The sequence below is a fragment of the Geobacillus sp. BMUD genome (genome assembly GCF_013096845.1).
GTDB lineage: Bacteria > Bacillota > Bacilli > Bacillales > Anoxybacillaceae > Geobacillus > Geobacillus vulcani.
Genome location: NZ_SDLA01000004.1, coordinates 18,517 through 44,766, shown reverse-complemented (window position 1 = coordinate 44,766; position 26,250 = coordinate 18,517). Strand labels below are relative to the sequence as shown.

Annotated in this window: 26 protein-coding genes; 3 read left to right on the top strand and 23 right to left on the bottom strand. The window is 50.5% G+C overall.

What is annotated here, in order from left to right:
- Positions 1-169: 169 nt before the first annotated feature.
- On the top strand, positions 170-1,408 hold the full coding sequence (locus ETC05_RS06955; protein ID WP_171660737.1) for a GGDEF domain-containing protein: 1,239 nt from the start codon (positions 170-172) through the stop codon (positions 1,406-1,408).
- 123 nt (positions 1,409-1,531) lie between these two features.
- Positions 1,532-2,857 (top strand): MFS transporter, encoded by a 1,326-nt coding sequence (locus tag ETC05_RS06950; protein ID WP_171660677.1) that lies wholly within the window; start codon positions 1,532-1,534, stop codon positions 2,855-2,857.
- Positions 2,858-3,017: 160 nt separating this feature from the next.
- On the opposite strand, the gene rlmH is transcribed toward ETC05_RS06950, so the two are convergent.
- The 20 genes from rlmH to ETC05_RS06850 all read right to left on the bottom strand — a co-directional run bounded on the left by rlmH (position 3,018) and on the right by ETC05_RS06850 (position 22,917).
- Entirely contained in the window at positions 3,018-3,497 is a 480-nt protein-coding gene (gene rlmH / locus ETC05_RS06945; protein ID WP_171660676.1) for a 23S rRNA (pseudouridine(1915)-N(3))-methyltransferase RlmH, read from the bottom strand.
- 84 nt (positions 3,498-3,581) lie between these two features.
- Positions 3,582-3,734, bottom strand: coding sequence for a CxxH/CxxC protein (locus tag ETC05_RS06940; RefSeq protein WP_084177467.1), 153 nt, complete (start codon positions 3,732-3,734; stop codon positions 3,582-3,584).
- 61 nt (positions 3,735-3,795) lie between these two features.
- Positions 3,796-5,010: a S1C family serine protease gene (locus ETC05_RS06935; protein ID WP_031406452.1), complete on the bottom strand. Its 1,215-nt coding sequence runs from the start codon at positions 5,008-5,010 to the stop codon at positions 3,796-3,798.
- Positions 5,011-5,111: 101 nt separating this feature from the next.
- On the bottom strand, positions 5,112-5,906 hold the full coding sequence (locus tag ETC05_RS06930; RefSeq protein WP_171660675.1) for an MBL fold metallo-hydrolase: 795 nt from the start codon (positions 5,904-5,906) through the stop codon (positions 5,112-5,114).
- Between the two features lie 6 nt (positions 5,907-5,912).
- Positions 5,913-6,695, bottom strand: coding sequence for a two-component system regulatory protein YycI (locus ETC05_RS06925; RefSeq protein WP_031406448.1), 783 nt, complete (start codon positions 6,693-6,695; stop codon positions 5,913-5,915).
- Entirely contained in the window at positions 6,682-8,010 is a 1,329-nt protein-coding gene (locus ETC05_RS06920; protein ID WP_171660674.1) for a YycH family regulatory protein, read from the bottom strand. Before ETC05_RS06920 ends, ETC05_RS06925 begins: the two co-directional genes overlap by 14 nt.
- A complete protein-coding gene (gene walK / locus ETC05_RS06915) occupies positions 8,003-9,832 on the bottom strand; it encodes a cell wall metabolism sensor histidine kinase WalK (RefSeq protein ID WP_031406444.1) in 1,830 nt (609 codons plus the stop codon). Before walK ends, ETC05_RS06920 begins: the two co-directional genes overlap by 8 nt.
- Positions 9,833-9,838: 6 nt before the next feature.
- On the bottom strand, positions 9,839-10,552 hold the full coding sequence (gene yycF, locus ETC05_RS06910) for a response regulator YycF (protein WP_031406442.1): 714 nt from the start codon (positions 10,550-10,552) through the stop codon (positions 9,839-9,841).
- 169 nt (positions 10,553-10,721) lie between these two features.
- Entirely contained in the window at positions 10,722-12,008 is a 1,287-nt protein-coding gene (locus ETC05_RS06905; protein ID WP_171660673.1) for an adenylosuccinate synthase, read from the bottom strand.
- A 216-nt stretch (positions 12,009-12,224) separates the two neighbouring features.
- Positions 12,225-13,589: a replicative DNA helicase gene (gene dnaB, locus ETC05_RS06900; RefSeq protein WP_031406438.1), complete on the bottom strand. Its 1,365-nt coding sequence runs from the start codon at positions 13,587-13,589 to the stop codon at positions 12,225-12,227.
- Between the two features lie 78 nt (positions 13,590-13,667).
- Positions 13,668-14,117 carry a 50S ribosomal protein L9 gene (gene rplI / locus ETC05_RS06895; protein WP_011232941.1) on the bottom strand — a complete coding sequence of 150 codons (450 nt, stop codon included), beginning with the start codon at positions 14,115-14,117 and terminating at the stop codon, positions 13,668-13,670.
- Complete coding sequence (locus ETC05_RS06890; RefSeq protein ID WP_031406436.1) at positions 14,114-16,090, bottom strand: DHH family phosphoesterase; 1,977 nt, start codon at positions 16,088-16,090, stop codon at positions 14,114-14,116. Before ETC05_RS06890 ends, rplI begins: the two co-directional genes overlap by 4 nt.
- Before the next feature lie 47 nt (positions 16,091-16,137).
- Positions 16,138-17,064: a YybS family protein gene (locus ETC05_RS06885; RefSeq protein WP_171660672.1), complete on the bottom strand. Its 927-nt coding sequence runs from the start codon at positions 17,062-17,064 to the stop codon at positions 16,138-16,140.
- Positions 17,065-17,134: 70 nt separating this feature from the next.
- Positions 17,135-17,371: a 30S ribosomal protein S18 gene (gene rpsR, locus ETC05_RS06880; RefSeq protein ID WP_008880812.1), complete on the bottom strand. Its 237-nt coding sequence runs from the start codon at positions 17,369-17,371 to the stop codon at positions 17,135-17,137.
- Between the two features lie 98 nt (positions 17,372-17,469).
- Positions 17,470-17,964, bottom strand: a complete 495-nt coding sequence (ssb, locus tag ETC05_RS06875; protein ID WP_031406431.1) for a single-stranded DNA-binding protein — start codon at positions 17,962-17,964, stop codon at positions 17,470-17,472.
- A 30-nt stretch (positions 17,965-17,994) separates the two neighbouring features.
- Positions 17,995-18,282, bottom strand: a complete 288-nt coding sequence (rpsF, locus tag ETC05_RS06870) for a 30S ribosomal protein S6 (protein WP_031406429.1) — start codon at positions 18,280-18,282, stop codon at positions 17,995-17,997.
- Between the two features lie 214 nt (positions 18,283-18,496).
- Positions 18,497-19,597 (bottom strand): redox-regulated ATPase YchF, encoded by a 1,101-nt coding sequence (gene ychF / locus ETC05_RS06865; RefSeq protein ID WP_171660671.1) that lies wholly within the window; start codon positions 19,595-19,597, stop codon positions 18,497-18,499.
- 126 nt (positions 19,598-19,723) lie between these two features.
- Positions 19,724-21,745 carry a molybdopterin-dependent oxidoreductase gene (locus ETC05_RS06860; RefSeq protein ID WP_171660670.1) on the bottom strand — a complete coding sequence of 674 codons (2,022 nt, stop codon included), beginning with the start codon at positions 21,743-21,745 and terminating at the stop codon, positions 19,724-19,726.
- A gap of 56 nt (positions 21,746-21,801) precedes the next feature.
- Positions 21,802-21,999 carry a DUF951 domain-containing protein gene (locus tag ETC05_RS06855; RefSeq protein WP_011232948.1) on the bottom strand — a complete coding sequence of 66 codons (198 nt, stop codon included), beginning with the start codon at positions 21,997-21,999 and terminating at the stop codon, positions 21,802-21,804.
- Positions 22,000-22,011: 12 nt separating this feature from the next.
- On the bottom strand, positions 22,012-22,917 hold the full coding sequence (locus tag ETC05_RS06850; RefSeq protein ID WP_171660669.1) for a mechanosensitive ion channel family protein: 906 nt from the start codon (positions 22,915-22,917) through the stop codon (positions 22,012-22,014).
- Positions 22,918-23,101: 184 nt separating this feature from the next.
- Here ETC05_RS06850 and yyaC point away from each other — a divergent pair, with 184 nt between their 5' ends.
- Positions 23,102-23,722, top strand: a complete 621-nt coding sequence (gene yyaC, locus ETC05_RS06845; protein ID WP_031406422.1) for a spore protease YyaC — start codon at positions 23,102-23,104, stop codon at positions 23,720-23,722.
- 72 nt (positions 23,723-23,794) lie between these two features.
- Here yyaC and ETC05_RS06840 read toward each other — a convergent pair whose 3' ends face one another.
- Genes ETC05_RS06840 through ETC05_RS06830 form a run of 3 tightly spaced genes read right to left on the bottom strand, consistent with a single transcriptional unit; the run spans position 23,795 to position 26,174 of the window.
- Positions 23,795-24,496: a DUF554 domain-containing protein gene (locus tag ETC05_RS06840; RefSeq protein WP_171660668.1), complete on the bottom strand. Its 702-nt coding sequence runs from the start codon at positions 24,494-24,496 to the stop codon at positions 23,795-23,797.
- Positions 24,497-24,550: 54 nt separating this feature from the next.
- Complete coding sequence (locus ETC05_RS06835; RefSeq protein WP_031406417.1) at positions 24,551-25,420, bottom strand: ParB/RepB/Spo0J family partition protein; 870 nt, start codon at positions 25,418-25,420, stop codon at positions 24,551-24,553.
- Entirely contained in the window at positions 25,413-26,174 is a 762-nt protein-coding gene (locus ETC05_RS06830; protein ID WP_011232953.1) for a ParA family protein, read from the bottom strand. The genes ETC05_RS06835 and ETC05_RS06830 overlap by 8 nt, the downstream gene beginning before the upstream one ends.
- Positions 26,175-26,250 lie beyond the last annotated feature (76 nt).

The window sequence follows — 26,250 nt, the reverse complement described above, 5'->3', positions numbered from 1 at the left end:
CATCTTGATTCTATAAAAAGACGGTTTCCAAATTCACTGTTCGCCATCGCCTGCTATAATCCGTATTTTGGCTGAAAACCACTGGCATGTGAGTGGTCTTCCTCTTTTTGGAACCACTCCATCAACGCCAAAGTTGTCAGAGGTCAGATTTATAGGAGAGAGAGCTGTGATGTTACTCCGGGCACGACCGATCATTTTTGCCGTTTTTTCCGCGTCCATTGCTGTTGTGTTTGTGTCAAAGCCGCCTTCCTTCGATCGCACCTATGTCATCGCCTTGCTGTTTTACTGGCTGTTTTCCAGCTTGTATTCACACTTGCGCGTCATCGACAAAACAAAAAACAATATTCCCGTTGATTACGGCATTAACTACAGTTTATCGTTCGCCTTATTTGCCGGCCCGTTCGGGCTGTTTATCTTTGAAGCGTTGTTTCGTTTGACTGAACATATGGCAAAAAAATATTTGAAAACAGCGGAACCCGATGAATGGCTGCACACATTATACAACATTGGTGCGTTTGTGACGTTCAATTCGCTCGCGTTTGCCTTATACGATCTCCTTGGTCCGCTGTTTCAGCCTATTCCAGTCATCGGCTTCTGGTTGCTTTTATTCCTGCTCGTCATCGTCGTTTCCTTTTTGACTGACTGTTGCCTGATCATCATTTTTTATATAACCGGCGACATCCAGACAAAGCACGAGGCGTTGGATTTTATTAAGACGAGAAGCTGGACGGACATGGGAAAAACGGCGCTGACAAACGGTCTGTTATTTCTCTTTTTGCAAGAACAGCGGTGGGATATGCTTTTAAGCTTATTTTTGCTGAATTACTTCGTCAGCCGCTCGTTCTTTTCCAAATCACAAAGCATTCGGCATAAACTAGAACGCGACCACTTCGAAAAAATGGCCTACACCGACTTTCTGACCGGCGTTCATAACCGCGCCTATATGGACCAAACGATCGCCAAGCTAAACGGATCAGGTGAATGGATCGGCGTCGTCGTCGCTGATATCGACAATTTTAAAATGATCAACGACACGTATAACCATGCCGTCGGCGACGAAGTGATCCGCCATTTCGCCTCAACCTTGAAACAATTTCTCAAAGAGAGCGATTTTTTGTTTCGCAGCGGCGGCGAAGAATTTACGATGTTTTTGCGTCATCGCACGTTTGAAGAGAGCGTCCAGCTTGTCGAGGAGATTCGAGAAGCAGTGCGCCATAGCACGGTGTTGATCGAGTACATGGCGGTGAAATGTCCCATTTCCTATACATCGTCCTTTGGTCTTTACTTTTTCCAAGCAGAGGGGACCATGTCGATCGAAAAAGCGTACATTTATGCTGATCATTTATTGCTTCGTTCGAAAGAAAGCGGCAAAAATAAAGTATCGGCCCAATGCGGGGGAGCTGCATAAATTAGGCGGCTCTCCTTAACTTTTCCCTAGCATCCCTTTTTCTGGGAGGATTTGATAGCGAAGACGTCGAATAACAATTTATAACTGAAATGTGGAATTCTACACAGCCAAGGAGGATGAAACATGAGGCAAACTACTGACTATCATGCATCCAGACGCATTACCGCAAACATTTTTAAAGGATCGTTAGGAAATCTGATTGAATGGTATGACTGGTACGTTTATTCTGCTTTTGCCGTCTATTTTTCATCTGAGTTTTTTCCTGAAGGGAACATGACCGTTCAACTGCTAAACACAGCTGGCATTTTTGCGATTGGGTTTCTGATGAGACCGCTGGGCAGTTGGGTTATGGGACGGTATGCAGATCGGCATGGACGCCGGGCTGCCTTGACACTTTCCGTTATGATTATGGCTCTCGGTTCCCTTGTGATTGCTTGTACACCTGGATACAGTAGCATTGGCATGTTGGCCCCCGTTATCCTAGTCCTAGCCCGGCTGATTCAAGGAATATCACTAGGAGGAGAATATGGAACTTCCGCTACTTATTTGTCCGAAATGGCTGCTAGCGGACGTCGGGGATTCTATTCTAGTTTTCAATATGTAACGCTTGTATCGGGCCAATTGGTAGCCCTTGGCGTTCAAATTATTCTTCAACAAATATTGAATGAAAGACAAATGGTTTCTTGGGGATGGCGCATTCCTTTTGCCATCGGAGCCATCGGCGCGCTGATCGTATTATGGCTACGCCGTTCAATGGACGAGTCTGAGCAATACTCAGAAATGCACACAGAAACACGTAAACATGCAGGCACCCTCAAATTGTTGATGAAATATCCAAAAGCCGTCCTGACCGTTGTTGGCCTCACACTGGGGGGCACTGTCGCGTTCTATACCTATACAACTTATCTGCAAAAATTTATGGTCAATTCAGTAGGGATCGACAAAGAAACCGTCAGCTGGATCAATTTTATTGCTCTATTGGTTTTTGTTGTTCTCCAACCGTTTGCCGGAATGCTGTCCGATCGAATCGGCCGCAAACCACTTTTAATTAGCTTTGGCATCCTTGGGGCACTGCTAACTGTACCGATCTTTGTATTCATGAAACAAACACCCAATCCGTTCATCGCCTTCTTGCTCATGATGGGGGGACTTGTCATTGTCACCGGATATACTTCCATTAATGCCATTGTCAAAGCAGAATTATTCCCGACAGAAATACGTGCGCTCGGTGTAGGGTTTCCTTATTCGCTGACTGTCGCCATCTTTGGCGGAACAACTGAATTTGTCGCTCTATGGCTGAAGAATGCGGGCATTGAATCAGCATTTTTTTACTATGTTGCTGGCTGCATCGCTATTAGCTTGATCACCTATTTCGTCATGAGTGAATCATCTAAAAATTCCTTAATCGAAAAAGATTTCCATAAAAAAAATGAGGCCGCTTCATCCTGACACAAACAATGATGGATGAAGGATAGCCGTTGTGCTGCATTGGCGCAACGGCTATTTGAACCAAATGTCTCAACTTGATCTCCCGTATTCAACAGTAATGAATAAATCTGTGATCAAACGTCTTCTCTCCATCATGAAACTAAGAAATAGAAAACCTCATTTACTTATGATACGGCTCCCCCCGGTTAATGCGAAACGCGCGGTAAATTTGCTCGAGCAAAATGAGGCGCATGAGCTGGTGTGGAAACGTCATTTTCGAAAACGACAGCGTCTCGTCGGCGCGCGCCATCACTTGTTTGCTTAAGCCGAGCGAACCACCGATGACAAACACCACTTTGCTTTTGCCGTAGGTGGCGAGCTCATCGAGACGGGCGGCAAATTGTTTGGACGATTTCATCTTCCCTTCAATCGCGAGCGCGATGACGTGGGCGTCATGGGGGATTTTCGCCAGAAGCCGTTCCCCTTCGCGCTCTTTGATTTGTTCCTCCTCAAGTTCGCTCGCCCGCTCCGGCGTTTTTTCATCGGCGACTTCGATAATGTCGATTTTGGCGTACGCGGACAGCCGCTTTGTATATTCATGAATTCCAGCGATTAAATATTTTTCCTTCAATTTACCCACAGCGACAATGAAAATATGCACAAACAATCCCTGCCTTATAAACAGCTTATCAACAGAATTTATCCACATATACACAATACATATCCACATATTGTGAAAAAACGGTTATCCTCCTACAGCATATACCGCTCGTCTTTCACAAAAATCGCATTGTTTTCCGCTGTTATCCACAGGCAGGAGATCCGGCGCCTGTTCTGTTTCATCTACATATTGATCAATGGCGATGTCGACATGTTCTTCACATGTGAATATCATCATTCTCGCCCCTCTCCTTGTGGAAAAAAGAAGGAGCGTTTTCGCTCCCTCCGTTCGCTTTCGCTTAATAGGATTCGCGCGCCAGCTTCATCGTAACTGTGCGTTTTTTTCCATCACGATAAAACGTGACTTCCATCCGGTCGCCGATCGATTTTTTCGTGTACAAATACTTGCGCAAGTCAAGCACATTGCGGATTTTTTCGCCGTCAAGCGCCACGATGACATCAAACTGTTTTAAGCCCGCCTGTGCGGCCGGCGACATCGGCACGACTTGAATGACCGCCACTCCTTCCGTTACGTTCGGCGGCAAATGAAGCGTCGCCTGCCAATGATACGATGGGATGTCGCTTAGCGAGCGAAGTTCAACGCCCATATATGGACGGCGCACTTGTCCGTATTTTTCTAAGTCCGAAATGATCGGAATGGCCGTGTTGATCGGAATCGCGAACCCGATGCCTTCAACCGCCTCTTGGGCGATTTTCATCGAGTTGATGCCGATGACTTGCCCTTTGATATTGACGAGAGCTCCGCCGCTGTTTCCTGGGTTGATCGCCGCATCCGTCTGCAATACTTCTGCGTTCCAGTCTGGAGCGCCGTCTTGGTCCAAATCGACTTCGACCGTCCGGTTCGTTCCAGAAATAATACCTTGCGTCACCGATCCGGCGAACTGCAAACCGAGCGGATTGCCGATGGCGATGACCGGCTCGCCTGGCTTCAGCGTATCAGAATTGCCGAACTGGGCAACTTTTTTCACATGCTTCGCGTCAATTTCCAAAACGGCTAAATCCATAAGCACATCGCTGCCGAGCAGCTTCGCCGGCACTCTCGTTCCATCTTTTAAGCTCACTTCAAGCTGGCTGGCGTTTTCGATAACGTGGTGGTTCGTGACGATAAACGCCCGGCCTCCCGCTTTCTTGTAAATGACGCCCGATCCGACGCCAGTCTCGCCTCCTTGCGACCAGAAGCCCGCTGCTTGAATATTGACAACGCCGACAACCGCGTCTGACACTTGGTCGATCGCCTTTGTCACCGCCGTCGTCACATCAACGAAAACACGCTGCCGAATCGGTGGAGTTCCATTTTCCTTTGGCTCTTCCTCTGCTCTTTGATTCGGCACAACATTATATGGGAGGATATCCCAGCGAGAAAGCGCCGGAATGGACATGAGGACGAGGAGTCCTCCTAACACGGCCCCGACAAGCGCGGAAACAAACGATCCGCTGCGCCGCTTCCTCCTCGTTTGTCCGTACGGCTCATAATGGTCGTCGTAATATCCCATACTCGCCATCCTTTCCACATTCGTCTCCATCCCTCATTATAATCATGAACAGGAGAAAAAATCCAACAAACGCGTTTTCCTCAGTTTCGGCAAAACGGGCTTTATACATACGCCAATGCCGTTGCCCGGCGCGGATCGGTATCGTACAAATGAAAGCGGGCGCCGACCACTAAGCCTTTCTGTTCCAACACTTGCGTCACGGTCATGCGCGCCAGCTCTTTCATATTGTTATCTTGGCTCAAATGGGCCAAATAAATTTGCTTTGTCCGGTCGCCGATCACGTCAGCAAGCGCCAAGCCCGCTTCCTCATTCGAAATATGGCCGACATCGCTTAAAATGCGACGCTTGACGCTCCATGGATATCTCCCCATCCGCAGCATACCGACGTCATGATTGCTTTCAAACACGAACACATCCGCGTTTTCAATCGTCTTTTTGATCCGCTCGCTCACGTAGCCGGTATCGGTGAGCAGCACAAGCTTTTTCCCTTCATAATGGAAAACGTAAAACATCGGCTCGGCGGCGTCGTGAGAGACGCCGAACGATTCGACGTCGACATCGCCAAACGTCCTTACAGTGCCGAGCGGAAAGACAAATTTTTGCTCGGCCGGAATGTCGCCGACCGCTTGTTCCATCGCCTGCCACGTTTTTTCATTGGCATACACCGGCAACCGATATTTGCGGGCGAGGACGCCAAGCCCTTTAATATGGTCGCTATGTTCATGGGTGACAAGCAACGCATCGAGTTGCCCCGGATGGCGGCCGATCTCAGCAAACAGTTCCTCAAGCTGCTTGCCGCTCAAACCAGCGTCAACAAGCAGGCGCTGGCGGTCTGTCTCAATGTAAAAGGCGTTGCCGGTGCTGCCGCTGGCCAGCACACTAAACCGCATCGTCATGTTCTTTCACTCCAGCACATTTCCTTGATCATTGATCACTTGCCCTTCAAACGCATTGACGAAATAGTCTTCCTTCCGATTGACAACGATATGCCAAGTTGGAGTCAACACTTGGGATGCAGTAAATTGAACAAGCCCGTAATAGCCAAGCTCCACTTTCGTGACGCGGTCACCCGGCTGCAGATGCCCTTTTCGGTACAACGTCTCAATGGCTTTAATTGCCGGGACGATATCTTGCTTGCGTTCGTACTTTTCCAATTCGCTGAGCATCGTCTGTTCATACGACAGCGCTTCTCGTTTCCCGTTGACATGGATGACGAGCTTGCTGTTTTCATTGCCGTAAATCATTTTGCCGTCATACACTTGGTAGCAGGTCAAGATTCCTTGCTTTTCATCAAACGACCAAAAAGCATATTGCCCGCCGCCGATGATGTAGCGTTGCAAAAACTCACGCAGCTGGTATGGATCGTCAATCGGCAGCGCAATCGGATCGATGAATGTTCCTTTGACTTTCGTTTCTCCTTCGATTCTCACTTTTTGCCCGGGCAGCTTTTTTACATCTGCCATGGTGAATGAGCGGCTTTTGCCGCTGACATACGCCGCTTTCGTCACTTCCTTCGGCAGCTCGACGTACGTAATGCCGTTCGCCTCAAGCTGCTCTTCAATCGTCGTTTCCAAAATGACATCAAGCTGGCTGCTGTTTCGTTTTTCCATAAACTGATAGCCTAAAAAACAGTCGAGGATGAGGAACACGATAATAAAAATGGTCTTTGTTTTACTCCAGTCCATTGGTTCCCCCTCCTCTCGCCTCATCGTCCATGTTCACCTTTTTCCATGTTTGTCCGTACAGGTAGAACCATGCCGGTTCAAGGCGGATGACTTTTTCCCGCTCCGGATCTTTGATGAGCTCATAGCCGATGACGATATCTTTGATGAGCGATTTGCGAACGCCTTTCGTCTGTTCGAACCAGTTGACGATCTCATGACCGGACGGCAGCGTTTTTGGTGTGCGGTTGCGATCCGCGATTTCAAGGCGAAAGAGCGGGCGCTGGTATTTCATCAAATCGGTCGCTCCCCACGTCTCTACGATTTCTGACATGCCGTATTCATTAAAAACTGGATAACCGTTGACGACGAGCCGGAAGGTGACTTTCCGATCTTCCTCACTCCAGCGTGCAAAATGATATAGATCCGTCCAACCGCCGTGCTCATTGATAAAATCAATGCTTTTTTGGATGATATGGGTTTCTTGCTCCGTTTGCCCCATATTTGAGACGCGCGCCGCTGGATTCACATACAGCAGCATTCGTTGAAGAAAATCGACGTCCATCAGCCGCGAACCGTCTGTATATTCTTCGCCAAATGGAATCAAATCTTTTTTGACAAAGCTTGGGTCGCTAAAGAGCGCTTCTTTAAACTTGTCTGCGTCCAACTCGTCGGTATAATATTGCAAACTGCTGAGCACCACTTCTTTTTCCGGCAAATACAACTGCTTTGTTTCGCTGACCGGATAAGCAAAATAACGCGGAAAATGGCTCGTTTCTTTCACCAACCGACCGATCGCCGACAAGGAAGCATCACTGGCAATCGCCTTGTAAATTTTGCGCTTGTCGGTCGCAATGAAGTAGATGGGAAACTCATCCTTCCCGCCAAGCGGGACAAGTATGCGGTCAAACGCCAATCCATCGAGCCGTCTGTCATCGATTGTGAAAATCAATTGGTATATGTCGATCGGCACCTCATCGGGGTAAATGATCTCGAGCCGCTCTTTGCCGTTTAGAAACGATAAAAACTTCCCTTGCGGAACAGAAGATGAAACGTCTTCGAAATCGTCAAGCGTCCACTTTTTCATTTCTTTCAGCACTTCATTTTTTTCTTCATCTTTCGTCACAGCATAGGAGACGCCGTTTTTATGAATGAGCATCTGCTTCGGCTGCACAACCATCGCCGTGTCCACTTGGGTGTTGCTGACTGACACATGCTGAATATATTCGTCATTTTGCAGCACGTCGTATTTCGGATGATATGTCCATAAGGCAAACGTTAAGGTAATGCTGATGAGCACAAGCAACGTCAACACGATGGTTTTGATCGTTTCATACATCGCACCAGTCATCCTTTTGTTCACGTTCTAACGGCAACGTAAAATAAATCGTCGTTCCTTTATGCTCCTTGCTTTCCGCCCAAATGGTCCCGCCATGGGCTACGACGACTTCTTTGGCAATGGCCAGCCCAAGCCCCGTCCCTCCCAATTTGCGCGATCGCGCCTTGTCGACCCGGTAAAACCGTTCGAAAATTTTGGCCAAGTCGGCTTTCGGGATGCCGACTCCTTCGTCGCTGACGCTGACGATAATTTCATCCGCCAATTCACGGACGCGGAACGTAATCGTTCCACCTTGGGGAGAGTATTTCAACGCGTTGGAAATGATGTTATCCAACACTTGCGTAATTTTGTCTTCATCCACCTCAATAAAAATCGCCTCGCGCGGAATTTTGCGGACAAACCGGATGTTGTCGCTTTTCGTCAACTCAAACCGGTCAATGACTTTATGGAAATAGGCAGAAAAATTGATCCACGTTTTCTTCAGCTTGTAGTCTTTGCTGTCGAGCTTGGACAGATGGAGTAAGTCGTTGACGAGCCGAATCATCCGCTCGGTTTCATTTTGCACGACTTGAATGAACCTTGGAGCGATGTCTTTATCTTGCCAAGCGCCGTCAGCGAGCGCTTCTAAGTAGCTTTTCATTGTGGTAAGCGGCGTGCGCAATTCATGCGACACATTGGCGACAAACTGCCGTCGCTCGCGGTCGATTTTTTCCTGTTCGGTAATGTCGTGCAAAACGACGATCAATCCGTTGACAAATCCGCCCTCTTTTTGAATCACCGACAACGACGCGCGCAAAATATACAGTTCCTCATCCGTGCTGAAATCTAAAATGAGGGAATCGCGCTCCTCAAGCAGCGTTTCAAACGTATACTGGTCGGCAATGCCAAGCACGTCGACGATCGAACTCGACAGCACTGTTTCACGTGAAACATTCAAAATGTTTAACGCTGCATCGTTAATGAGAATGACGCGCCCCCGGCGGTCGGTCGCGATCACGCCATCGGTCATATGCGTCAACACCGACTCGAGCTTGCGCCGCTCCCCTTCGGTTGTCGCCTGCGCTTCTTGCAATTTTTTCGTCAAATTGTTGAACGTCATCGCCAATTGGCCGATCTCATCGTAGCCATACACTTTGACCTTGCGGGAGAAATCTCCCCTTGTCATCGCCAGTGCTTGACGGCGCATATCGGAAATCGGCCGGGTAATCGTGCGCGACAAAAAAATGCCGAGTACGGCGGTAATGGCGAGAGCGATCCCCGTCCCGGTCGCCAAAATCATATTGATTTGCCGCATTTGCGAAAAGACGTTTTCCATCGAGGCGATGACGTAAATGACACCTTTGATTTCACCGCTCGTTTTGATCGGAGTCGACGAAATGTACATGCGATGGCCTGTTTTCGAATCGAGCAGCATCTGGTCAACCATTTCACCCGTAACAAGCGAACGTTTTACGTAAATTTCCGTCGTCCGCTTCCCCACGATATTTTGCGTATACGGGTTGGACGTTGCCAACACTTTCCCTTTCTCGTCGATGACGCGCACTTCAGAAATGTCTTGGGAAACGAAATCGTGAAGAAGCGAACGGATGTCTTCTTCCAATGTCGGGCTTTTTTCATCGCGCTCCCGATTCATTGCCTGCTCGACGTTATAAGCGAGCAACGTCACCCGTTCGTTCAATGAGTTTTTAAAATTTTGCACAAGCTCCGTTTCCAGCTTGCGTACGAAATACACGCCGATGATTTGCATGGCGACGAGAATCAACAGCACATAAATAATGACAAACTTAAAATGAATCGAACGGAATGGACCTACTTTTTTCATGCCGACTCATGACTCCTGTTCCGGATTGCGCAAATAATAGCCGACGCCTCGCCTTGTGACGATCCAATTTGGATGGGATGGGTTGTCCTCTATTTTTTCACGCAGACGCCTTACCGTCACGTCAACGGTGCGCACATCTCCATAATAGTCGTAGCCCCAAACGGTTTGCAGCAAATGCTCGCGCGTCATTACTTGGCCGATATGCTTCGCCAAATAATGAAGCAGTTCAAATTCGCGGTGGGTCAGTTCAATTGTTTCCCCTCTCTTTTGCACGACATACGCGTCCGGACGGATGACGAGCGGGCCGATAACGATTTCATTTGTTTCATTTTCCTCTTCCTCTTGGTTGGCCGTTTGCGCATGACGGCGCAAGTTTGCCTTCACCCGCGCTAGGAGCTCGCGCGTGCTGAACGGCTTTGTCACATAATCGTCCGCACCGAGCTCCAACCCAAGCACTTTATCAATCTCGGAATCTTTCGCCGTCAACATAATGATCGGCATATCATACTTTTTCCGCACTTCGCGGCATACTTCCATGCCGTCTTTTAACGGCAGCATAATATCCAATAAAATCAAGTCCGGCATCGTTTCTTCGACTTTTTGCAGCGCTTCTTCGCCGTCGTAGGCGCAAATGACTTCATATCCTTCTTTTTGCAAGTTAAATTGCAAAATATCGGCAATCGGTTTTTCATCATCGACGACTAAAATGCGTTTTTCCATCTCGCACACATCCTTCCTTTTGCGATGGAATTCTATCATTACTAATTTACCACGTCGTGAACGTGAAATCATCCTTTGCTGATTGCCATTTTGAGGAGCCGATCAAAGAAAAAAGCATAGACGCATAGGCATCTATGCTTCGATCATTCTGCTGTTCGCGGCGCTCCGCTTACGCGTAGACGCTGCGGACGACGTTCGTTTGCGAACGGTCTGGGCCGACAGAAAAAATGGAAAGCGGAATGCCGGTGAGTTGGGAAATGCGCTCGACGTAATGGCGGGCGTTCGCCGGCAGTTCATCAAGACTTTTCACTCCGGTAATATCCTCTGTCCAACCGGGCAGCTCCTCATAAATTGGTTCACATTCGGCCAACACTTTCAAGCTCGCTGGAAACTCTTCAAGCACTTGGCCGCGGTAGCGATAGGCGACGCAAATTTTCAACGTTTCAATGCCGGTCAACACGTCGATCGAGTTGAGCGACAAGTCGGTAATGCCGCTCACCCGGCGAGCATGGCGGACGACGACGCTGTCAAACCAGCCGACGCGGCGCGGACGGCCGGTCGTCGTCCCGTACTCGCGGCCGACTTCGCGAATGCGATCGCCGATTTCATCGTGCAGCTCCGTCGGAAACGGCCCGTCGCCGACGCGCGTCGTATAGGCTTTCGCCACTCCGACGACATGTTTGATCTTCGTCGGCCCGACACCGGCGCCGATCGTCACCCCTCCCGCGACCGGGTTCGACGATGTGACAAACGGATACGTTCCTTGATCGATATCGAGCATAACGCCTTGCGCTCCCTCGAACAAAACGCGGCGCCCTTCATCCAAGGCATTGTTCAATACGACCGATGTGTCACAGACGTATTTGGCGATTTGCTGGCCGTATTCGTAATATTCTTCAAAAATGTCTTCCAACCGGAAGCCCTCGACTCCGTACACTTTTTCAAACAGCATGTTTTTCTCCTTTAAGTTGCGCTCCAGCTTTTCGGCAAACACCTCGCGGTCAAGCAAATCAACGATGCGGATGCCGATGCGCGCCGCCTTATCCATATACGCCGGCCCGATTCCTTTTTTCGTCGTGCCGATTTTGTTTGCTCCTTTCCGCTCTTCCTCAAGCTCGTCCAATTTCAAATGGTACGGCAAAATGACGTGGGCGCGGTTGCTGATGCGCAAATTGTCGGTCGAAATGCCGCGCTCGTGCAAATACAAAAGCTCCGCAACGAGCGCTTTCGGGTCGACGACCATCCCATTGCCGATGACGCAAATTTTATCTTTATAAAAAATGCCCGATGGGATCAAGTGCAACTTATACTTTTCCCCGTTGAACACGATCGTGTGTCCGGCGTTGTTTCCCCCTTGATACCGGGCAATCACTTCCGCATTTTCCGATAAAAAATCCGTAATTTTCCCTTTCCCTTCATCGCCCCATTGCGTGCCGACAACAACGACTGACGACATGGCGAGCACCTCCAGTTTCCTCGGTCTAAACATTGTCAGTGTACCAGTTTTCAGTGATAAAGTCAATGAAACACGAACATTAAAAAGAAATATCGCATCTTTTATTCGTCTATTAATGTTTCGGAAGACTCTCTCTTCAACGCCGCGGGTGTAAGCGAGGAACTATTCAAAGGCCAAAAGCACAAAAAAGGGGCCCCGCCGGCAGCGCAGTCCGTCTTACGCCCCCGGCGGAATTTGCGCCTCATCGAAGCGGCGCTCTAAGTTGACAAATTTGTTGTACTCTTTAATAAAGGCGAGCTGCACCGTCCCAACCGGGCCGTTCCGCTGTTTGGCGATAATGATTTCAATGATGTTTTTGTTCTCGGAATCTTTATTGTAGTAGTCGTCGCGATACAAAAAAGCGACGATATCCGCGTCCTGCTCAATGCTCCCCGATTCGCGAAGATCGGACATCATCGGCCGTTTATCCTGTCGCTGCTCAACGCTGCGCGACAGCTGCGACAAGGCGATGACCGGCACTTCGAGCTCGCGGGCGAGCGCCTTTAATGAACGGGAAATTTCCGACACTTCCTGCTGGCGGTTCTCCCGGTTGCGCCCACTTCCTTGAATGAGCTGCAAATAATCGATCACCACCATGCCGAGGCCGCTTTCTTGTTTCAAGCGGCGGCATTTGGCGCGAATGTCGCTGACGCGGATGCTCGGTGTGTCGTCAATATAAATGCCGGCATTTGACAAACTGCCCATCGCCATCGTCAGTTTGCCCCAATCTTCCGGCGTCAGCTTGCCCGTGCGCAAGTTTTGGGCGTTGATGTTGCCTTCGGCGCAAAGCATCCGCATCACAAGCTGCTGGGCGCTCATTTCCAAGCTGAAAATCGCGACATTTTCGTTCGTCTTCGTCGCCACATTTTGAGCGATGTTTAACGCGAAGGCCGTCTTCCCGACCGACGGCCGGGCAGCGACGATAATCAAGTCGCTGCGCTGAAATCCGGACGTCATTCGATCGAGTTCAGTGAATCCGGTCGGGATGCCGGTGATGTCTCCGTTCCGGCTATGGAGCATTTCAATGTTGTCATACGTCTGTACGAGAACATCTTTAATATTTTTAAAGGCTCCTGAGTGTTTCCGTTGGGAAACCTCCATAATTTTCCGTTCGGCTTCATCGAGCAAAACGTCAATTTCATCTTCCCTTGTATAGCCATCTTGAGCAATCGATGTCGCCGTGCGAATAAGGCGGCGAAGCACCGATTTTTCCTCAACAATGCGGGCGTAATATTCGACGTTGGCTGCTGTCGGCACCGAATCGGCAAGCTCGCTTAAGTAGGAGACACCGCCCACTTCCTCAAGCTGCTCCAAAGCAGCCAGTTCCGCCGTCACCGTCACTAAATCGACCGGCTCGCCTTTATCAGCGACGCGAAGCATGGCGTGGAAAATTTTTTGATGGGCCGCGCGGTAAAAGTCTTCGGGAATTAATCGTTCCGAGGCGAGCGTCAGCGCAGTGGGATCCAAAAACACAGCGCCAAGCACGGCCTGCTCGGCTTCAATGCTTTGCGGAGGAATTCGTTCTGAAAAAAGTTCGCTCATCGTCTCACCGCCTTTTCCCCCGTTTCATTTCCGTCGATAATGCCCCCGCCATAGCGGGCGGGGGCACCAGTGCTGCCGTTATTTTTGTTCCTTGACGTGCACTTTTAAGGTTGCTGTCACTTCCGGATGGAGCTTCACCGGTACGTTCGTATATCCAAGGGAGCGAATGGCATCAGCAAGCTCGATTTTCCGTTTGTCAAGCTTCAAGCCATGCTGGGCCTGAAGCGCCTCAGCGATTTGCTTGCTCGTGATCGAGCCAAACAAACGGCCGCCCTCGCCCGCTTTCGCCGGAATTTCCACCGTCAGCTTCTCGAGCTCTTCTTTCAGTTTTTTCGCATTAGCCAGCTCTTCCGCTGCTTGGCGCTGCTCTTTTTGTTTTTGCGCCTCGAGCGCTTTAATGTTCGCCGGCGTCGCTTCAATGGCAAGCCCTTGCTTGAACAAAAAGTTGTTCGCATAGCCGTCGGCAACGTCTTTGATTTCCCCTTTTTTCCCTTTTCCTTTCACATCTTTTAAAAAAATCACCTTCATGATGGCTTACCCCCCTCAAAATAGTCGTAAATCGCTTCACGCAGCTGCCGCTCCGCCTCTTCCACCGTCACCTCGGACAGTTGGGCGGCGGCGTTTGTCAAATGTCCGCCTCCACCCAGCCGTTCCATAATGACTTGCACATTGACATCGCCGAGTGAGCGGGCGCTGATTCCGACCGTCCCGTCGGACCGCTTGGAAATGACGAACGAAGCAACGACGCCGCTTAAAGTAAGAAGCGTATCGGCCGTTTGCGCAATCAACACTTGGTCATGCACCTCGTTTTCGCCCCCTTTGGCGATGGCGATGCCATGTTCATCGATCACCGCCCGTTCGATCAATTTCGCCCGTTTGACATAATTGGCGACGCTTTCCCGCAACAATTTTTGCACAAGCACCGTATCCGCTCCTTGGGCGCGCAAGTATGACGCGGCGTCGAACGTCCGCGAGCCGGTGCGGAGCGTAAAACTTTTCGTGTCGACGACGATCCCAGCAAGCAAGGCGGTCGCCTCAAGCATCGTCAGCTTCATCCGTTTTGGTTGGTACTCTAACAGCTCAGTAACAAGTTCGGATGTCGAGGAAGCATACGGCTCCATATAGACGAGAATCGGCGCTTCAATGAACTCTTCGCCGCGGCGATGGTGATCAATGACGACGATATGGTCGGTGCGATACAATAGACGCTCTTCAATGACGAGCGACGGGCGATGCGTATCGACGACAATGAGAAGCGTATCCTCGGTGACGAGCTCGAGCGCCTGCTCCGGCTTTAAACATCTTGACCATAATTCAGCATGTTTTTTCATTTCTTCAAGCAACCGTTGCGCCCCGGCGTCGGTTCTTGCCGGATCGATCACGATAAACCCTTCCTTTTGGTTCGATTGGACGACTTTTAAAACGCCGATCGCCGCTCCCATGGCGTCCATATCGGGATATTTATGCCCCATGATAAGCACTTTGTCGCTTCCCGCAATCAGTTCGCGAAGCGCATGAGAAATGACGCGGGCGCGGACGCGCGTCCGCTTTTCCATTGGGTTCGTTTTGCCGCCGTAAAACTTCACTTTTCCATTTCCTTGCTTAATCGCGACTTGATCGCCGCCGCGGCCCAACGCTAAATCCAAGCTTGATTGAGCGAGCGCCCCGAGCTCGGGGAGCGGGGATACGCCGGCGCCGATGCCGATGCTTAGCGTCAGCTGGGCATGATGCTTTGCCGTCTGCTCACGCACTTCGTCAAGAATGGAAAATTTGCTTTTCTCGAGCCGCCCAAGAATATGCTCGTTCAATACGGCAATAAATCGGTCGGATGATGTCCGCTTCAAAAAAATTCCATAGTCGTTCGCCCACCGGTTCAACACGGAAGTGACGAGGCTGTTTAGTTGACTTTTTGCCTGATCGTCCATCCCTTGCGTAATCTCATCATAATTGTCAAGAAAAATAATGGCGAGCACCAGCCGTTCCGCTTCGTACTGCCGCTTCAATTCCAGATGCTCAGTAACATCGAAAAAGTAAAGAAGCCGTTCAGGGCGGCGGATGACCACTTTCAGCTGCTTTCCGTTCAATTCGACGATCTCTTCGTCCGTTTTTCCCCTTTTCACAAAAGCGGCCAACGATTCGGAAAGCTCGGCGAGAGAGCGGCCGACAAGCGTCTGCTCCTTAAAGCAGGCGGCCAAAAAACGGTTCGACCACTCGATTTCTCCCTCTTCATCGATGAGCATAATGCCGATCGGCATTTGCATCAACGCTTCCTCGCCTACTTTTTTCACCCGGTGCGACAAATTGGAAATATAGTGCTCCAACTCTTTATGCAAGGAGCGTTGCGCCCCAATGACATAATAAAGCACAAACCCGACGCCAAGAAAGGCGACGAGGCCGAGCAGCCATTGGAAGTAAAACAAACCGATCGCCATAAGCACCGCCAGGGCGGCTAACGCATATAACGGATAGCGATACGCTTTCCTTTCATAAAAATGGGACATTCAAGTCAGCTCCTACACTGAAAGAAATGACTCACCTTATCCAATTATCATATGCGGCGGCGCAAATCAAATCCTAAATCAATTATACCGAATATCACCACAAGATAAAGTAGAAAAGGCAGGAATAAGCAAACGACCGTCCCTAACGCCACCACACCTTTGCTAATCCCTTTTTTGTAAGCGGCGTAGTAAAGAAACGAAAATCCTTGCACGATCATCGCCAGCTGCAACACATACGATACGTTCAATACGGCGATATAGGCAAACGATCCTTCTTTGAACGGGAACAAGGAGAAAAGGAGCACGAAGACATACACCCACAATACGTTTTTCGGCCACGTCAACTCGCGAAACGGCGGCCATGAACCGACCGGCAGCTTCAGCCTCTTCATCACCGGCAGCGAGACAATGATCGTCGCGTACGCCAGCGCAAACGAAGCAATGACAAACATCGTCGGAACCATATAGCCGATCAGCTTCAGTCCTTGTTCGAACTGCCTTTGCATCTCCAAAGGCGGCGCTTGTCCCATTCCCTTCATGAGGCGCATCGCGGTGTCAAACGATTCACGCACGAGCGCAAGCGTATCTTGGATCATATCGACGTGCAAAAATTGAATCGAGATGATGTAATCAAGCACGATATTCGCCAAAAATACAAACGCGCCGACTAGAAGAACAAGATAACGGTTTTTCTGTTTCGAAAGCGTCGCGCCAACCGCTATGCCAAACGTGCCGAACATCAACGCCATCGGCAACGCCAAAAGCGAGCCGATCAAACCGGAGATGACAAGGGCCGCTGCCAGCAGCAACATAGCTGGAATCCATCCATGGCGCATCGTAAACACCATAAACGGAAGGGCTAAAAACAAAGCAGCGACAATCCCGATGACCGGCGCGTACAGCGCAAGCAAAAACAAAACAGCAAACAGCGCGAGCTCAATCGCCGCTTCGGTGAGGGCGTGCGTTTTTCGCAATGGACGTTCCCCTTTCTTTCACGTGATATAAAAAAAGCAGTAAGGATCCCCCTTACTGCTTGCTTTCGGCTCACTCGTCCGCAACATACGGCAGAAGCGCCATTTGACGCGCACGTTTGATCGCGACCGTCAATTTGCGCTGATATTTCGCGCTCGTTCCCGTTACACGGCGCGGCAAAATTTTGCCGCGTTCGGAAATGAATTTTTTCAGCAAATCGACATCTTTGTAGTCGATATGCGTAATGTTGTTCGCCGTGAAGTAACATACTTTGCGGCGTTTGCCACGGCCGCCTTTCCGTCCTGCCATGCTTGTTTCCTCCTTTCCACTGCCATCGTTCCCTCATCGGTGGAATAGCCCACTGTCTGCGCGTTGTTTAGAGACAGAGGCTTCAAGCGACTTGTGTATTAAAACGGCAAATCGTCATCAGAAATATCGATCGGCTGGCCGTCATTGGCGAAAGGATCGTCGTCGATGCGGCCAACCCCTTTTTCATCCGGATATCGGTGGTTCTGATCTTGTCCGAATGGGAACGGATCCCCGTAGTAGCCGCCTGCTGTTGCCCCTCGCTGCTCGCCTGCTCCTTTCGGCTCAAGAAATTGGACGCTATCAGCCACCACTTCCGTCACGTACACGCGCCGACCTTCTTGATTTTCATAGCTGCGGGTTTGCAGCCGCCCATCCACGCCAGCCAAACTTCCTTTTTTTAAGAAGTTGGCAACGTTCTCCGCCTGGCGGCGCCAAACAACGCATTGAATAAAATCCGTTTCCCGCTCGCCCTGCTGGTTTGTAAACGGGCGGTTGACCGCGAGCGTAAACGTGGCAACAGCCACCCCGCTTGGAGTGTAGCGCAACTCCGGATCTCTCGTTAACCTGCCGACCAAAATGACGCGGTTGATCATCAGAACCACCTCTTCATCCTATCAAAAAGATTATTCTTCTTCTTTGACGACGATATGACGGATGATGTCTTCGCTGATGCGCGCTAAGCGGTCGAATTCTTGCACCGCTTTCGGCTCCGACATGACATTGACAATCATGTAATAGCCGTCGCGGTATTTTTGAATTTCGTAGGCTAAGCGGCGCTTGCCCCAATCCGTCACGTTCGTAATCTCCGCGCCGTTTTCTTTCAACACGTTGTTGAACCGTTCGACGAGAGCTTGTCTCGCTTCATCGTCCATGTTCGGGCGGATGATGTACATGATTTCGTACTTTCTCACGCTCGTCACCTCCTTTTGGTCTAAGCGGCCCTTCCATTCGAAGGGCAAGGAGCAATCACCAATTACTCACATTTGTTGATTATACCATGACCAACAACGATAAGCAAGGCAGTGTACCGCATTCCGCCGGCGCAAACATCTTCCAGCCTTGTCGGCAGAAACGATGGGCAAGCGGCTGCTCTGTTTCCTTCATCGTCGCAACATGCGGGCCTGTTTAGACGTTGAATCGGAAATGCATAATATCGCCGTCTTGCACTTCGTAGTCTTTTCCTTCCAGGCGCACTTTTCCAGCTTCGCGCGCCGCCGCCATCGAGCCGGCGGCGACGAGGTCATCGTATGACACCGTTTCTGCGCGAATAAACCCACGCTCAAAGTCGGAATGAATGATGCCGGCACATTGCGGCGCTTTCATGCCTTTGCGGAACGTCCACGCCCGCACCTCCTGCTCGCCGGCAGTGAAAAATGTCGCCAGTCCGAGCAGGCTGTAAGCAGCGCGGATGAGCTGGTCAAGGCCGGACTGCTCAATGCCGAGCTCCTGCAAAAATTGCCGTTTTTCCTCGTCATTGAACTCAGCGATTTCCTCTTCGATTTTGGCGCAGACGACGATGACTTCCGCGTTGTCGCGCTTCGCAAACTCGCTCACGTCCTTGACAAATGGATTGCTGCTAGGGTCGGCGACATCTTCTTCGCCGACATTGGCGACGTAAAGCATCGGCTTTATCGTCAACAAATGCAGCTGCTTGACGACTTTCATCTCTTCGTCGGAGAATTCGAGTGTGCGCGCCGGCTTGCCGGCTTCAAGCGTCTCCTTTAACCGCCGCAAAATATCGTATTCGTACGCCGCCTCTTTATCCTTTTGCTTGGCGATTTTGCCGACCCGCTCGATTCGTTTGTCAACCGTCTCTAAATCGGCCAACACAAGCTCCAAATTGATCGTTTCGATATCGGCGAGCGGATCGACTTTGCCCGCCACGTGGGTGATGTTTTCATCGCTGAAGCAGCGGACGACTTGGCAAATCGCATCGACTTGACGGATGTGGGACAAAAACTTGTTGCCAAGCCCCTCTCCTTTGCTCGCCCCTTTGACGATGCCGGCGATATCGGTAAATTCAAAAACAGTCGGCACTGTCCGCTTTGGGCGAAACATTTCCGTCAATACATCGAGCCGCTCATCCGGCACTTCGACGACACCGACGTTCGGCTCAATCGTGCAAAACGGATAGTTGGCTGATTCAGCCCCTGCTTTCGTAATGGCGTTAAACAACGTCGATTTACCAACGTTCGGCAAGCCGACGATTCCTGCTGTCAATCCCATTTGTTTCACTCCTCTTTCCCGTTCACATCTTTCCTCATTATATGGGCTGGCGCGGAAAATGACAAGCACGCCGCAAACAGGGAGTTTTTCCGCCGGACTGTTCCTGAAAAGGCAGCTGTAGACCGTTTATCTTTCTTCTGGCGCTATTTTTTCAACGTTGACCAAACAGTCGTACAACGTACTGCCACAGCCGTTGTCCGACTCTAAATCAGATGTGAGCACATTGACCGGTCCGCCGAATGCTCCCCACTGCCCTTCGTCGATGTTCACCGTACCTGGGTAGGCCCGGTCAAGCACCTTGACCGTTCCGACGAGCGAGCCGCGATCGTTGTAAACCCGCACCTGATCGCCATCGGCGAGCCCTTTTTTCGCAGCGACGTCGGCCGCCACCTCAATGCGCACCACCTGCAGCGCCGGAATGAGCGGGTAATGTTGCGAGTGGTTGGAGCGGAGCGGATGGATCGTCAACAGCCGATACGGATATTTGGCGGCCAATGATGGATTGGCCTCCTCCGATTCGGCCGGATACATGATTTGCAGCCGGCCGTCCATCCCTTTTTGCTTGGCGACGGACGACGTGAATTCATATTTGCCGCTCGGTGTTTGGAAGCGGCGATCGCGCCATGGCACCGGTTCGACAGGTAAGAGGATGCGATGTTCCGCCTTCAGTCGTGCAAGCGTAATGCCATACTGTTCCAATGGGCGGAGCGCCATCGCTAGAAATTGCTCGCGCGTATAGGCAAAATCGTCCCCAAACCCGAGCCGTTTCGCCAACTCCGTCCAAATCCAAAGATCCGGCTTCGCTTCGCCAGGTGGGTCGACCAATTTCGGCCCGTAGTTCAAATATGCATGGTACATCGATGAGCAATAGACGTCTTCCTCTTCAAACGAAGCCGCTACTGGCAAAACATAATCAGCCATTGCAGCCGTATCGGTCATGAACTGTTCAAACACTACCACCGTCTCAACGGAAGCGAACGCTTTTTTCATCAAATTTGTGTTCGGCACTTGAGCAAGTGGGTTGCCGCACGTGACGATCACCATGCCGATGGGTGGATCATCCGCCCGTAATATCTCTTCCGCCTGCTTCATCATCGTCCATGTACGCGAAGCCGTTTTCCGCTCCGGGAGCGTCAATGCTGCCTTATCGAAACATTCGCTTACTTGCAAGTTCCCAAAGTTCGCCCCTCCACCGGGAATGCCAACGTTGCCGCTTGCCGCAACAAGAGCGTCAATCCACCGGATCGTATTGCCACCGTTCGCATAGCGCTGCATGCCAAGTCCGAGATACGTTGCGGTCGGCCTGTCCCCGTAAAGCCGGGCCAGCTCTGTCATTTGATCGCGGCTAACACCGGTATGCTGCTCAATCTCCGCCAGCGAAATGGTCTGCAATAGTTGTTTGACATCATCGAACCCAATTGTGTGTTGCTCGATAAAGGCCCGATCCTCCAACCCGAGTCGAAGCAGCTCTTTCATAATGCCCATCGCCAAAAAAGCGTCCATTCCCGGTTTCACGCATACGTACCGGTCGGCGATGCGCGCCGTCGGGCCAAACAGCGGATCGATGACCACAATTGTCGCCCGACGTTTTTTTGCGGCAAGCAACCGCTCAAATAAATGCATGTTCGTGCGGGCAACGTTTCGCCCCCAAATGATGATATGGCGGCTGTTGTCGATATCTTCTGGCGCATGGCTGTAGGCGTTGCCAAAATCCCATGTCTGCGCCTCAATGCCCGCGCCCCAGCAAAGGCTGCCGATCAGCTCTGTTGCGCCACCATAGCAATTGAAAAAACGCTTGTCCAAATTTTTCAGCAGCCCATTGTTGGCATAATCATGGCTGTGAAGTACAGCAGTCGGCCCAAACCGTTCTTTCAATTCCTGCATTTTTCTTGCGATGTCATCAAGCGCCTCTTCCCAAGAAATGCGAACGAACTGCCCGTTTACTTTTTTCAACGGATAGAGAAGGCGTTCTTTGGCGTTTACCCGCTCTTTCAACATTCGCCCGCGTCCGCAAATGTTCCCTTTCGTGATGGGATGGTGTTCGTCGCCGTCAACGCGTACGACTTTCCCTTCGTTCACCGTCACCTTCAGCCCACATACGTCCCAGCAGTTGAGCGGACATGATGTCACATGCGTCGTTTCCGTCATTTTCTCCCTCCCCTTCGCAACAAAAGAGCATGGCCTCGCCGCCATGCTTCATTTGCTTATTCTTCATGCTTGACGAGCACTTTTTTCATTTTGCGGATAAACTCTTTGCGAGGCAGCAAAACGCTATGGGCGCACCCTTCACATTTAATGCGGATGTCAGCGCCCAAGCGGATCACTTTCCAACGGTTCGTTCCACATGGATGCGGCTTTTTCATTTCGACGATATCGTATAGGCCGAACTGTTTCTCTTCCATCGATCCACCTCCCTATGACAACGATTGCTCCCGTTGCGGCTTTGCCTCCGGCTGTTCTTGTCCATCGCGGCGATGCAACACGAGCCGCGGGTATGGGATTTCGATCCCCCGTTCATCCAACAGCATTTTGACTTCCTTGCGGATCGCCCGAGCGACCGCCAGATGGCGCATCGGTTTCGTTTCGCACGTGATGCGCAATATGACTTCCGAGCTGGCTAAATTTTGCACGCCAAGCAATTCCGGCGGAGCAACCATGTCTTCATACTTCGCCGGCAGCTGCGGAAGAAGCTCGCGGATGGCTTCCTCCGCCTCTTCAATGTCTTCTTCATAGGCGATGCTGATGTCGACGACAGCGAGACTGTTGTGCAGTGAATAGTTCGTCACTTGCGTGATGCTGCCGTTTGGCAAAATGTGCACTTCTCCGGTCCAGCTTTTAATTTTCGTCACCCGAAGCCCAATCGTTTCAACATATCCTTCAAAATTGCCGATGCGCACATAATCGCCGACCGCAAACTGATCTTCAAAAATGATGAAAAATCCAGTGATGATGTCTTTCACTAAGCTTTGTGCGCCAAAACCCACGGCCAGCCCGACGACCCCAGCCCCGGCGAGCAGCGCTTTGACGGGAACGCCAAACGTATCTAAAATCATCAAGAGCGCAATAAAATATAGTACGTACGTAATGACGTTGTCGAGCAGCCGAACGAGCGTCGCCTCCCTTCGTTCAGAAATGCGGATCGGCGCCTTCTGTCGCACTTTGAACATGTTATGAACGGCAATGTTCAATACTTTCACCGCGATGGCGCATATGAGTAGGATAAGAACAATCTTCAGCGCCCCTTTTCCGATCTGGAACCATAATTTCTCATCTATCAAAAATGCGAACAATCGGCTAATCGTTTTTTCCATCGTGTTCAACGTTGGCGACACCTCAATCTTTTTTCTTGTTCTGCGCTTTTATTTTAACAAGACCGGCCGCTGATTTGTAGCCCGATCTCCCATTATCGCGAAGAAAAGCAAGAAAACGAACATGAAATGTATATCATTCTTTTATTTTCCGTATACTGTTAATACTTTTGAAACGAAAGTAGGAGTGAAGCGAATGAGCATACCATCGATATTTTTCTCGTCCAAGGAGGAAAGAGACCGCGTGTTTTACAATGAGCAAGGGGCGGTGTCGTCGATTGCTTGGCGGGTCGCCTCACTGCTTCCCGACCCACTCGTTCAGCCGGTCGCTATCGTTTGCATCGGCACGGACCGCTCGACCGGCGATTCGCTTGGACCACTCGTCGGCACGATGCTAAAAGAGAAGCCGATGGCTCGCTTCCACGTATATGGCACACTCGAAGAACCGATCCATGCCGTCAATTTGGAAGAAAAGGTAGAAGCGATCCGGCTCATTCATGGCGACCCGTTCATGATCGCGGTCGACGCCTGCCTTGGGCGGCTGAAAAGCGTCGGCGCCATCACGATTGCCAAAGGACCGGTCCGCCCCGGCGCCGGGGTCAACAAACAGCTTCTTCCCGTCGGCGACGCCCATATTACCGGGGTGGTCAATGTGAGCGGGTTTATGGAGTTTTTTGTTCTGCAAAATACACGCCTTCACCTTGTCATGAACATGGCGAAAACCATCGCCAACGGCATTTACGAGGCAGAACGATGGATCCTTCGAAAAGAGCGGCTCGCCGCCCCTCCGCTCTCAACAGACCGGCATTTATGGTAGGCGGCAAATTCCCCTCTTGGTCAGCTGTTCAAGGAGGGGATTTCTTTTCTGCCCGTCCAAAACGACCAGTCGTTAAACGAGTGAAAGAATGAAAACGGCGGCTGCCATAATGAGAATGCTCGGCAGCAAATTGGCCACGCGAATGTTCGTCAAACCGAGCATATTGAGTCCAATAGCCATAATTAAAATGCCGCCGGTCGCCGTTGATTCGGCGATGAACGAATCGAGTACTTCCTTCGGCACAAACCGTTCGATTTGCGTCGCCAACAGCGCAATGCTCCCTTCATAAATAACGACCGGCAAGGCGGAGAAGATGACGCCGATGCCGAGCGTCGTTGTCAAAATGACACTGGCAAAACCGTCTAAAATCGATTTCGTATACAAGACGCTATGGTCGCCGCGCAGCCCGCTGTCAAGCGCTCCAACGATGGCCATCGCCCCGATGACAAACAACAGCGTCGCGCTGACAAACCCTTTCGCAATGCTTCCTTGCTCGTTTCCACCCACTTTCACCTCGAGCCATTGACCGAGCCGGTTCAGCTTTTCCTCCCAGTTCCACCACTCCCCGAGAATGCCGCCGAAAACAAGGCTGAAAATAACAACGAGAAACTGTTCGCTTTTCATTCCCATTTGTATGCCAAGCAACGCCACCGCAAGTCCAATCCCCCCCATCACCGTTTCCTTTACCCGTCCGGGGATACGACGAAGCCATTTTCCAATCAACGCCCCTGCGATAATGCTCGCTCCGTTGACAATCGTTCCTAATAACACCATGATGTCCAACCCTCTCCTGCAAAAAAATAAACCGGCCTTGATCAAAGGGCCGACTTACTCGTCGAACCGCACATCGAGCAGTTCTAATATTCTCTCTAAATCTTCTGGAGAAAAAAACTCAATTTCAATTTTTCCTCTTTTCCTCGTTTGTTTAATCGTGACGTTCGTCCCAAATTTTTCACGCAACAGCGATTCGCTTTCCCGAATAAACACGCTTTTTTCCGGCTGTTTTCGTTTCGATGTTTCACGTGAAACATTTTCGTTCGCTTGCTGGATCAGCTTTTCAAGCTGGCGGACGTTCAGTCCTTCGCGAATCACACGTTCCACGATCGGTTTCATTTTGCTTTTTTGTTTCAGCCCTAAAAGCGCGCGGCCATGCCCCATCGAGAGTGTGCCGTCAATGAGCAGCTTTTGCACATCTGAAGGAAGAGACAACAAACGCAAATGATTGGCGATATGAGGACGGCTCTTCCCAACGCGGCTCGCGATTTCCTCCTGGGTTAAGTGCAGCTTGTCCATCAACATTTTGTACGCCATTGCTTCCTCGATCGGGTTCAAATCCTCGCGCTGCAAGTTTTCAAGAAGGGCGAACTCCATCATTTGCTCGTCCGTCAACTCGCGAACCACGACCGGCACCGACGACAAATTCGCCTCTTTCGCCGCCCGGTAGCGCCGTTCGCCAACGACAATTTCAAATCCATTCGGTACACGGCGGACGATGAGCGGTTGCAAAATGCCGTGCTGCAAAATCGATTGTTTCAACTCCTCAATCGCCTCAGGATGAAATGTTTTCCGCGGTTGGTACGGATTTGGATAAAGGTCGTGAATGCTTACTTCCCGCACCATTTCCTCTTTCCCAGTAAGTTCCTTGAGAGAAAGGTTGTCAAACAGCGCATTGATGCCTTTGCCGAGACCTTTAGCCACGTTCAAGCACCTCCTTCGCCAGTTCTAAATACACTTCCGCCCCCCGTGATTTCACATCATACAAAATGATCGGCTTGCCATGACTTGGCGCCTCACTCAGCCGCACGTTTCGCGGGATGATCGTCTGGTACACTTTTTCGCGGAAATACTTTTTGACTTCTTGAATGACCTGCAAACCTAGATTTGTCCTTGCATCAAGCATCGTCAACAGAACGCCTTCAAGGCGCAAATCATAGTTTAAGTGCCGCTGCACAAGCCGGATCGTGTTAAGCAACTGGCTAAGCCCTTCTAACGCATAATATTCGCATTGGACAGGGATGAGCACGGAATTGGCTGCTGTCAACGCATTAAGCGTCAGCAAACCGAGCGAAGGAGGACAGTCGATAATAATGAAATCGTATTTGTCTTTCAGCGGCTCGATCGCGTTTCTCAGCCGGATTTCGCGGGAAATGACCGAGACGAGCTCAATTTCTGCCCCGGCAAGCTGGATCGTCGCTGGAATGACGTATAAATTTTCGATGTCCGTCGGTCGAATGACATCTTTTGCTTTCATGTCGCCAATGATGACATTGTAAATGCATTCATCGACATCGCCTCGCTCAATGCCGATGCCGCTCGTCGCATTTCCTTGTGGATCGGCGTCAACAAGCAGCACTTTCTTTCCGAGATGCGCCAAACAGGCCGATAAATTGACCGCTGTCGTTGTTTTTCCAACCCCGCCTTTTTGATTTGCAATAGCAATGACTTTTCCCACGATGCCACCTACCTCTATCTCTTCCTCAATCCATTTTATTTTAGCATGAAAACAGGAAAATGACTTTGTTTTCTGA

Coding starts and splice junctions, on each gene's coding strand:
- ETC05_RS06925 (WP_031406448.1), bottom strand. CDS start 6,695: ATGGACTGGAGTAAAACAAAGACCATTTTTATTATCGTGTTCCTCATC.
- ETC05_RS06920 (WP_171660674.1), bottom strand. CDS start 8,010: ATGTATGAAACGATCAAAACCATCGTGTTGACGTTGCTTGTGCTCATC.
- yycF (WP_031406442.1), bottom strand. CDS start 10,552: ATGGAAAAACGCATTTTAGTCGTCGATGATGAAAAACCGATTGCCGAT.
- ETC05_RS06840 (WP_171660668.1), bottom strand. CDS start 24,496: ATGGTGTTATTAGGAACGATTGTCAACGGAGCGAGCATTATCGCAGGG.
- ETC05_RS06905 (WP_171660673.1), bottom strand. CDS start 12,008: ATGTCGTCAGTCGTTGTTGTCGGCACGCAATGGGGCGATGAAGGGAAA.
- ETC05_RS06855 (WP_011232948.1), bottom strand. CDS start 21,999: ATGGAAGAGAAACAGTTCGGCCTATACGATATCGTCGAAATGAAAAAG.
- ETC05_RS06890 (WP_031406436.1), bottom strand. CDS start 16,090: ATGTCCCATTTTTATGAAAGGAAAGCGTATCGCTATCCGTTATATGCG.
- ETC05_RS06955 (WP_171660737.1), top strand. CDS start 170: ATGTTACTCCGGGCACGACCGATCATTTTTGCCGTTTTTTCCGCGTCC.
- rpsR (WP_008880812.1), bottom strand. CDS start 17,371: ATGGCAGGACGGAAAGGCGGCCGTGGCAAACGCCGCAAAGTATGTTAC.
- ssb (WP_031406431.1), bottom strand. CDS start 17,964: ATGATCAACCGCGTCATTTTGGTCGGCAGGTTAACGAGAGATCCGGAG.
- dnaB (WP_031406438.1), bottom strand. CDS start 13,589: ATGAGCGAACTTTTTTCAGAACGAATTCCTCCGCAAAGCATTGAAGCC.
- rplI (WP_011232941.1), bottom strand. CDS start 14,117: ATGAAGGTGATTTTTTTAAAAGATGTGAAAGGAAAAGGGAAAAAAGGG.
- ETC05_RS06860 (WP_171660670.1), bottom strand. CDS start 21,745: ATGACGGAAACGACGCATGTGACATCATGTCCGCTCAACTGCTGGGAC.
- yyaC (WP_031406422.1), top strand. CDS start 23,102: ATGAGCATACCATCGATATTTTTCTCGTCCAAGGAGGAAAGAGACCGC.
- walK (WP_031406444.1), bottom strand. CDS start 9,832: ATGAAAAAAGTAGGTCCATTCCGTTCGATTCATTTTAAGTTTGTCATT.
- ychF (WP_171660671.1), bottom strand. CDS start 19,597: ATGGGATTGACAGCAGGAATCGTCGGCTTGCCGAACGTTGGTAAATCG.
- ETC05_RS06935 (WP_031406452.1), bottom strand. CDS start 5,010: ATGGGATATTACGACGACCATTATGAGCCGTACGGACAAACGAGGAGG.
- ETC05_RS06950 (WP_171660677.1), top strand. CDS start 1,532: ATGAGGCAAACTACTGACTATCATGCATCCAGACGCATTACCGCAAAC.
- ETC05_RS06930 (WP_171660675.1), bottom strand. CDS start 5,906: ATGACGATGCGGTTTAGTGTGCTGGCCAGCGGCAGCACCGGCAACGCC.
- ETC05_RS06940 (WP_084177467.1), bottom strand. CDS start 3,734: ATGATGATATTCACATGTGAAGAACATGTCGACATCGCCATTGATCAA.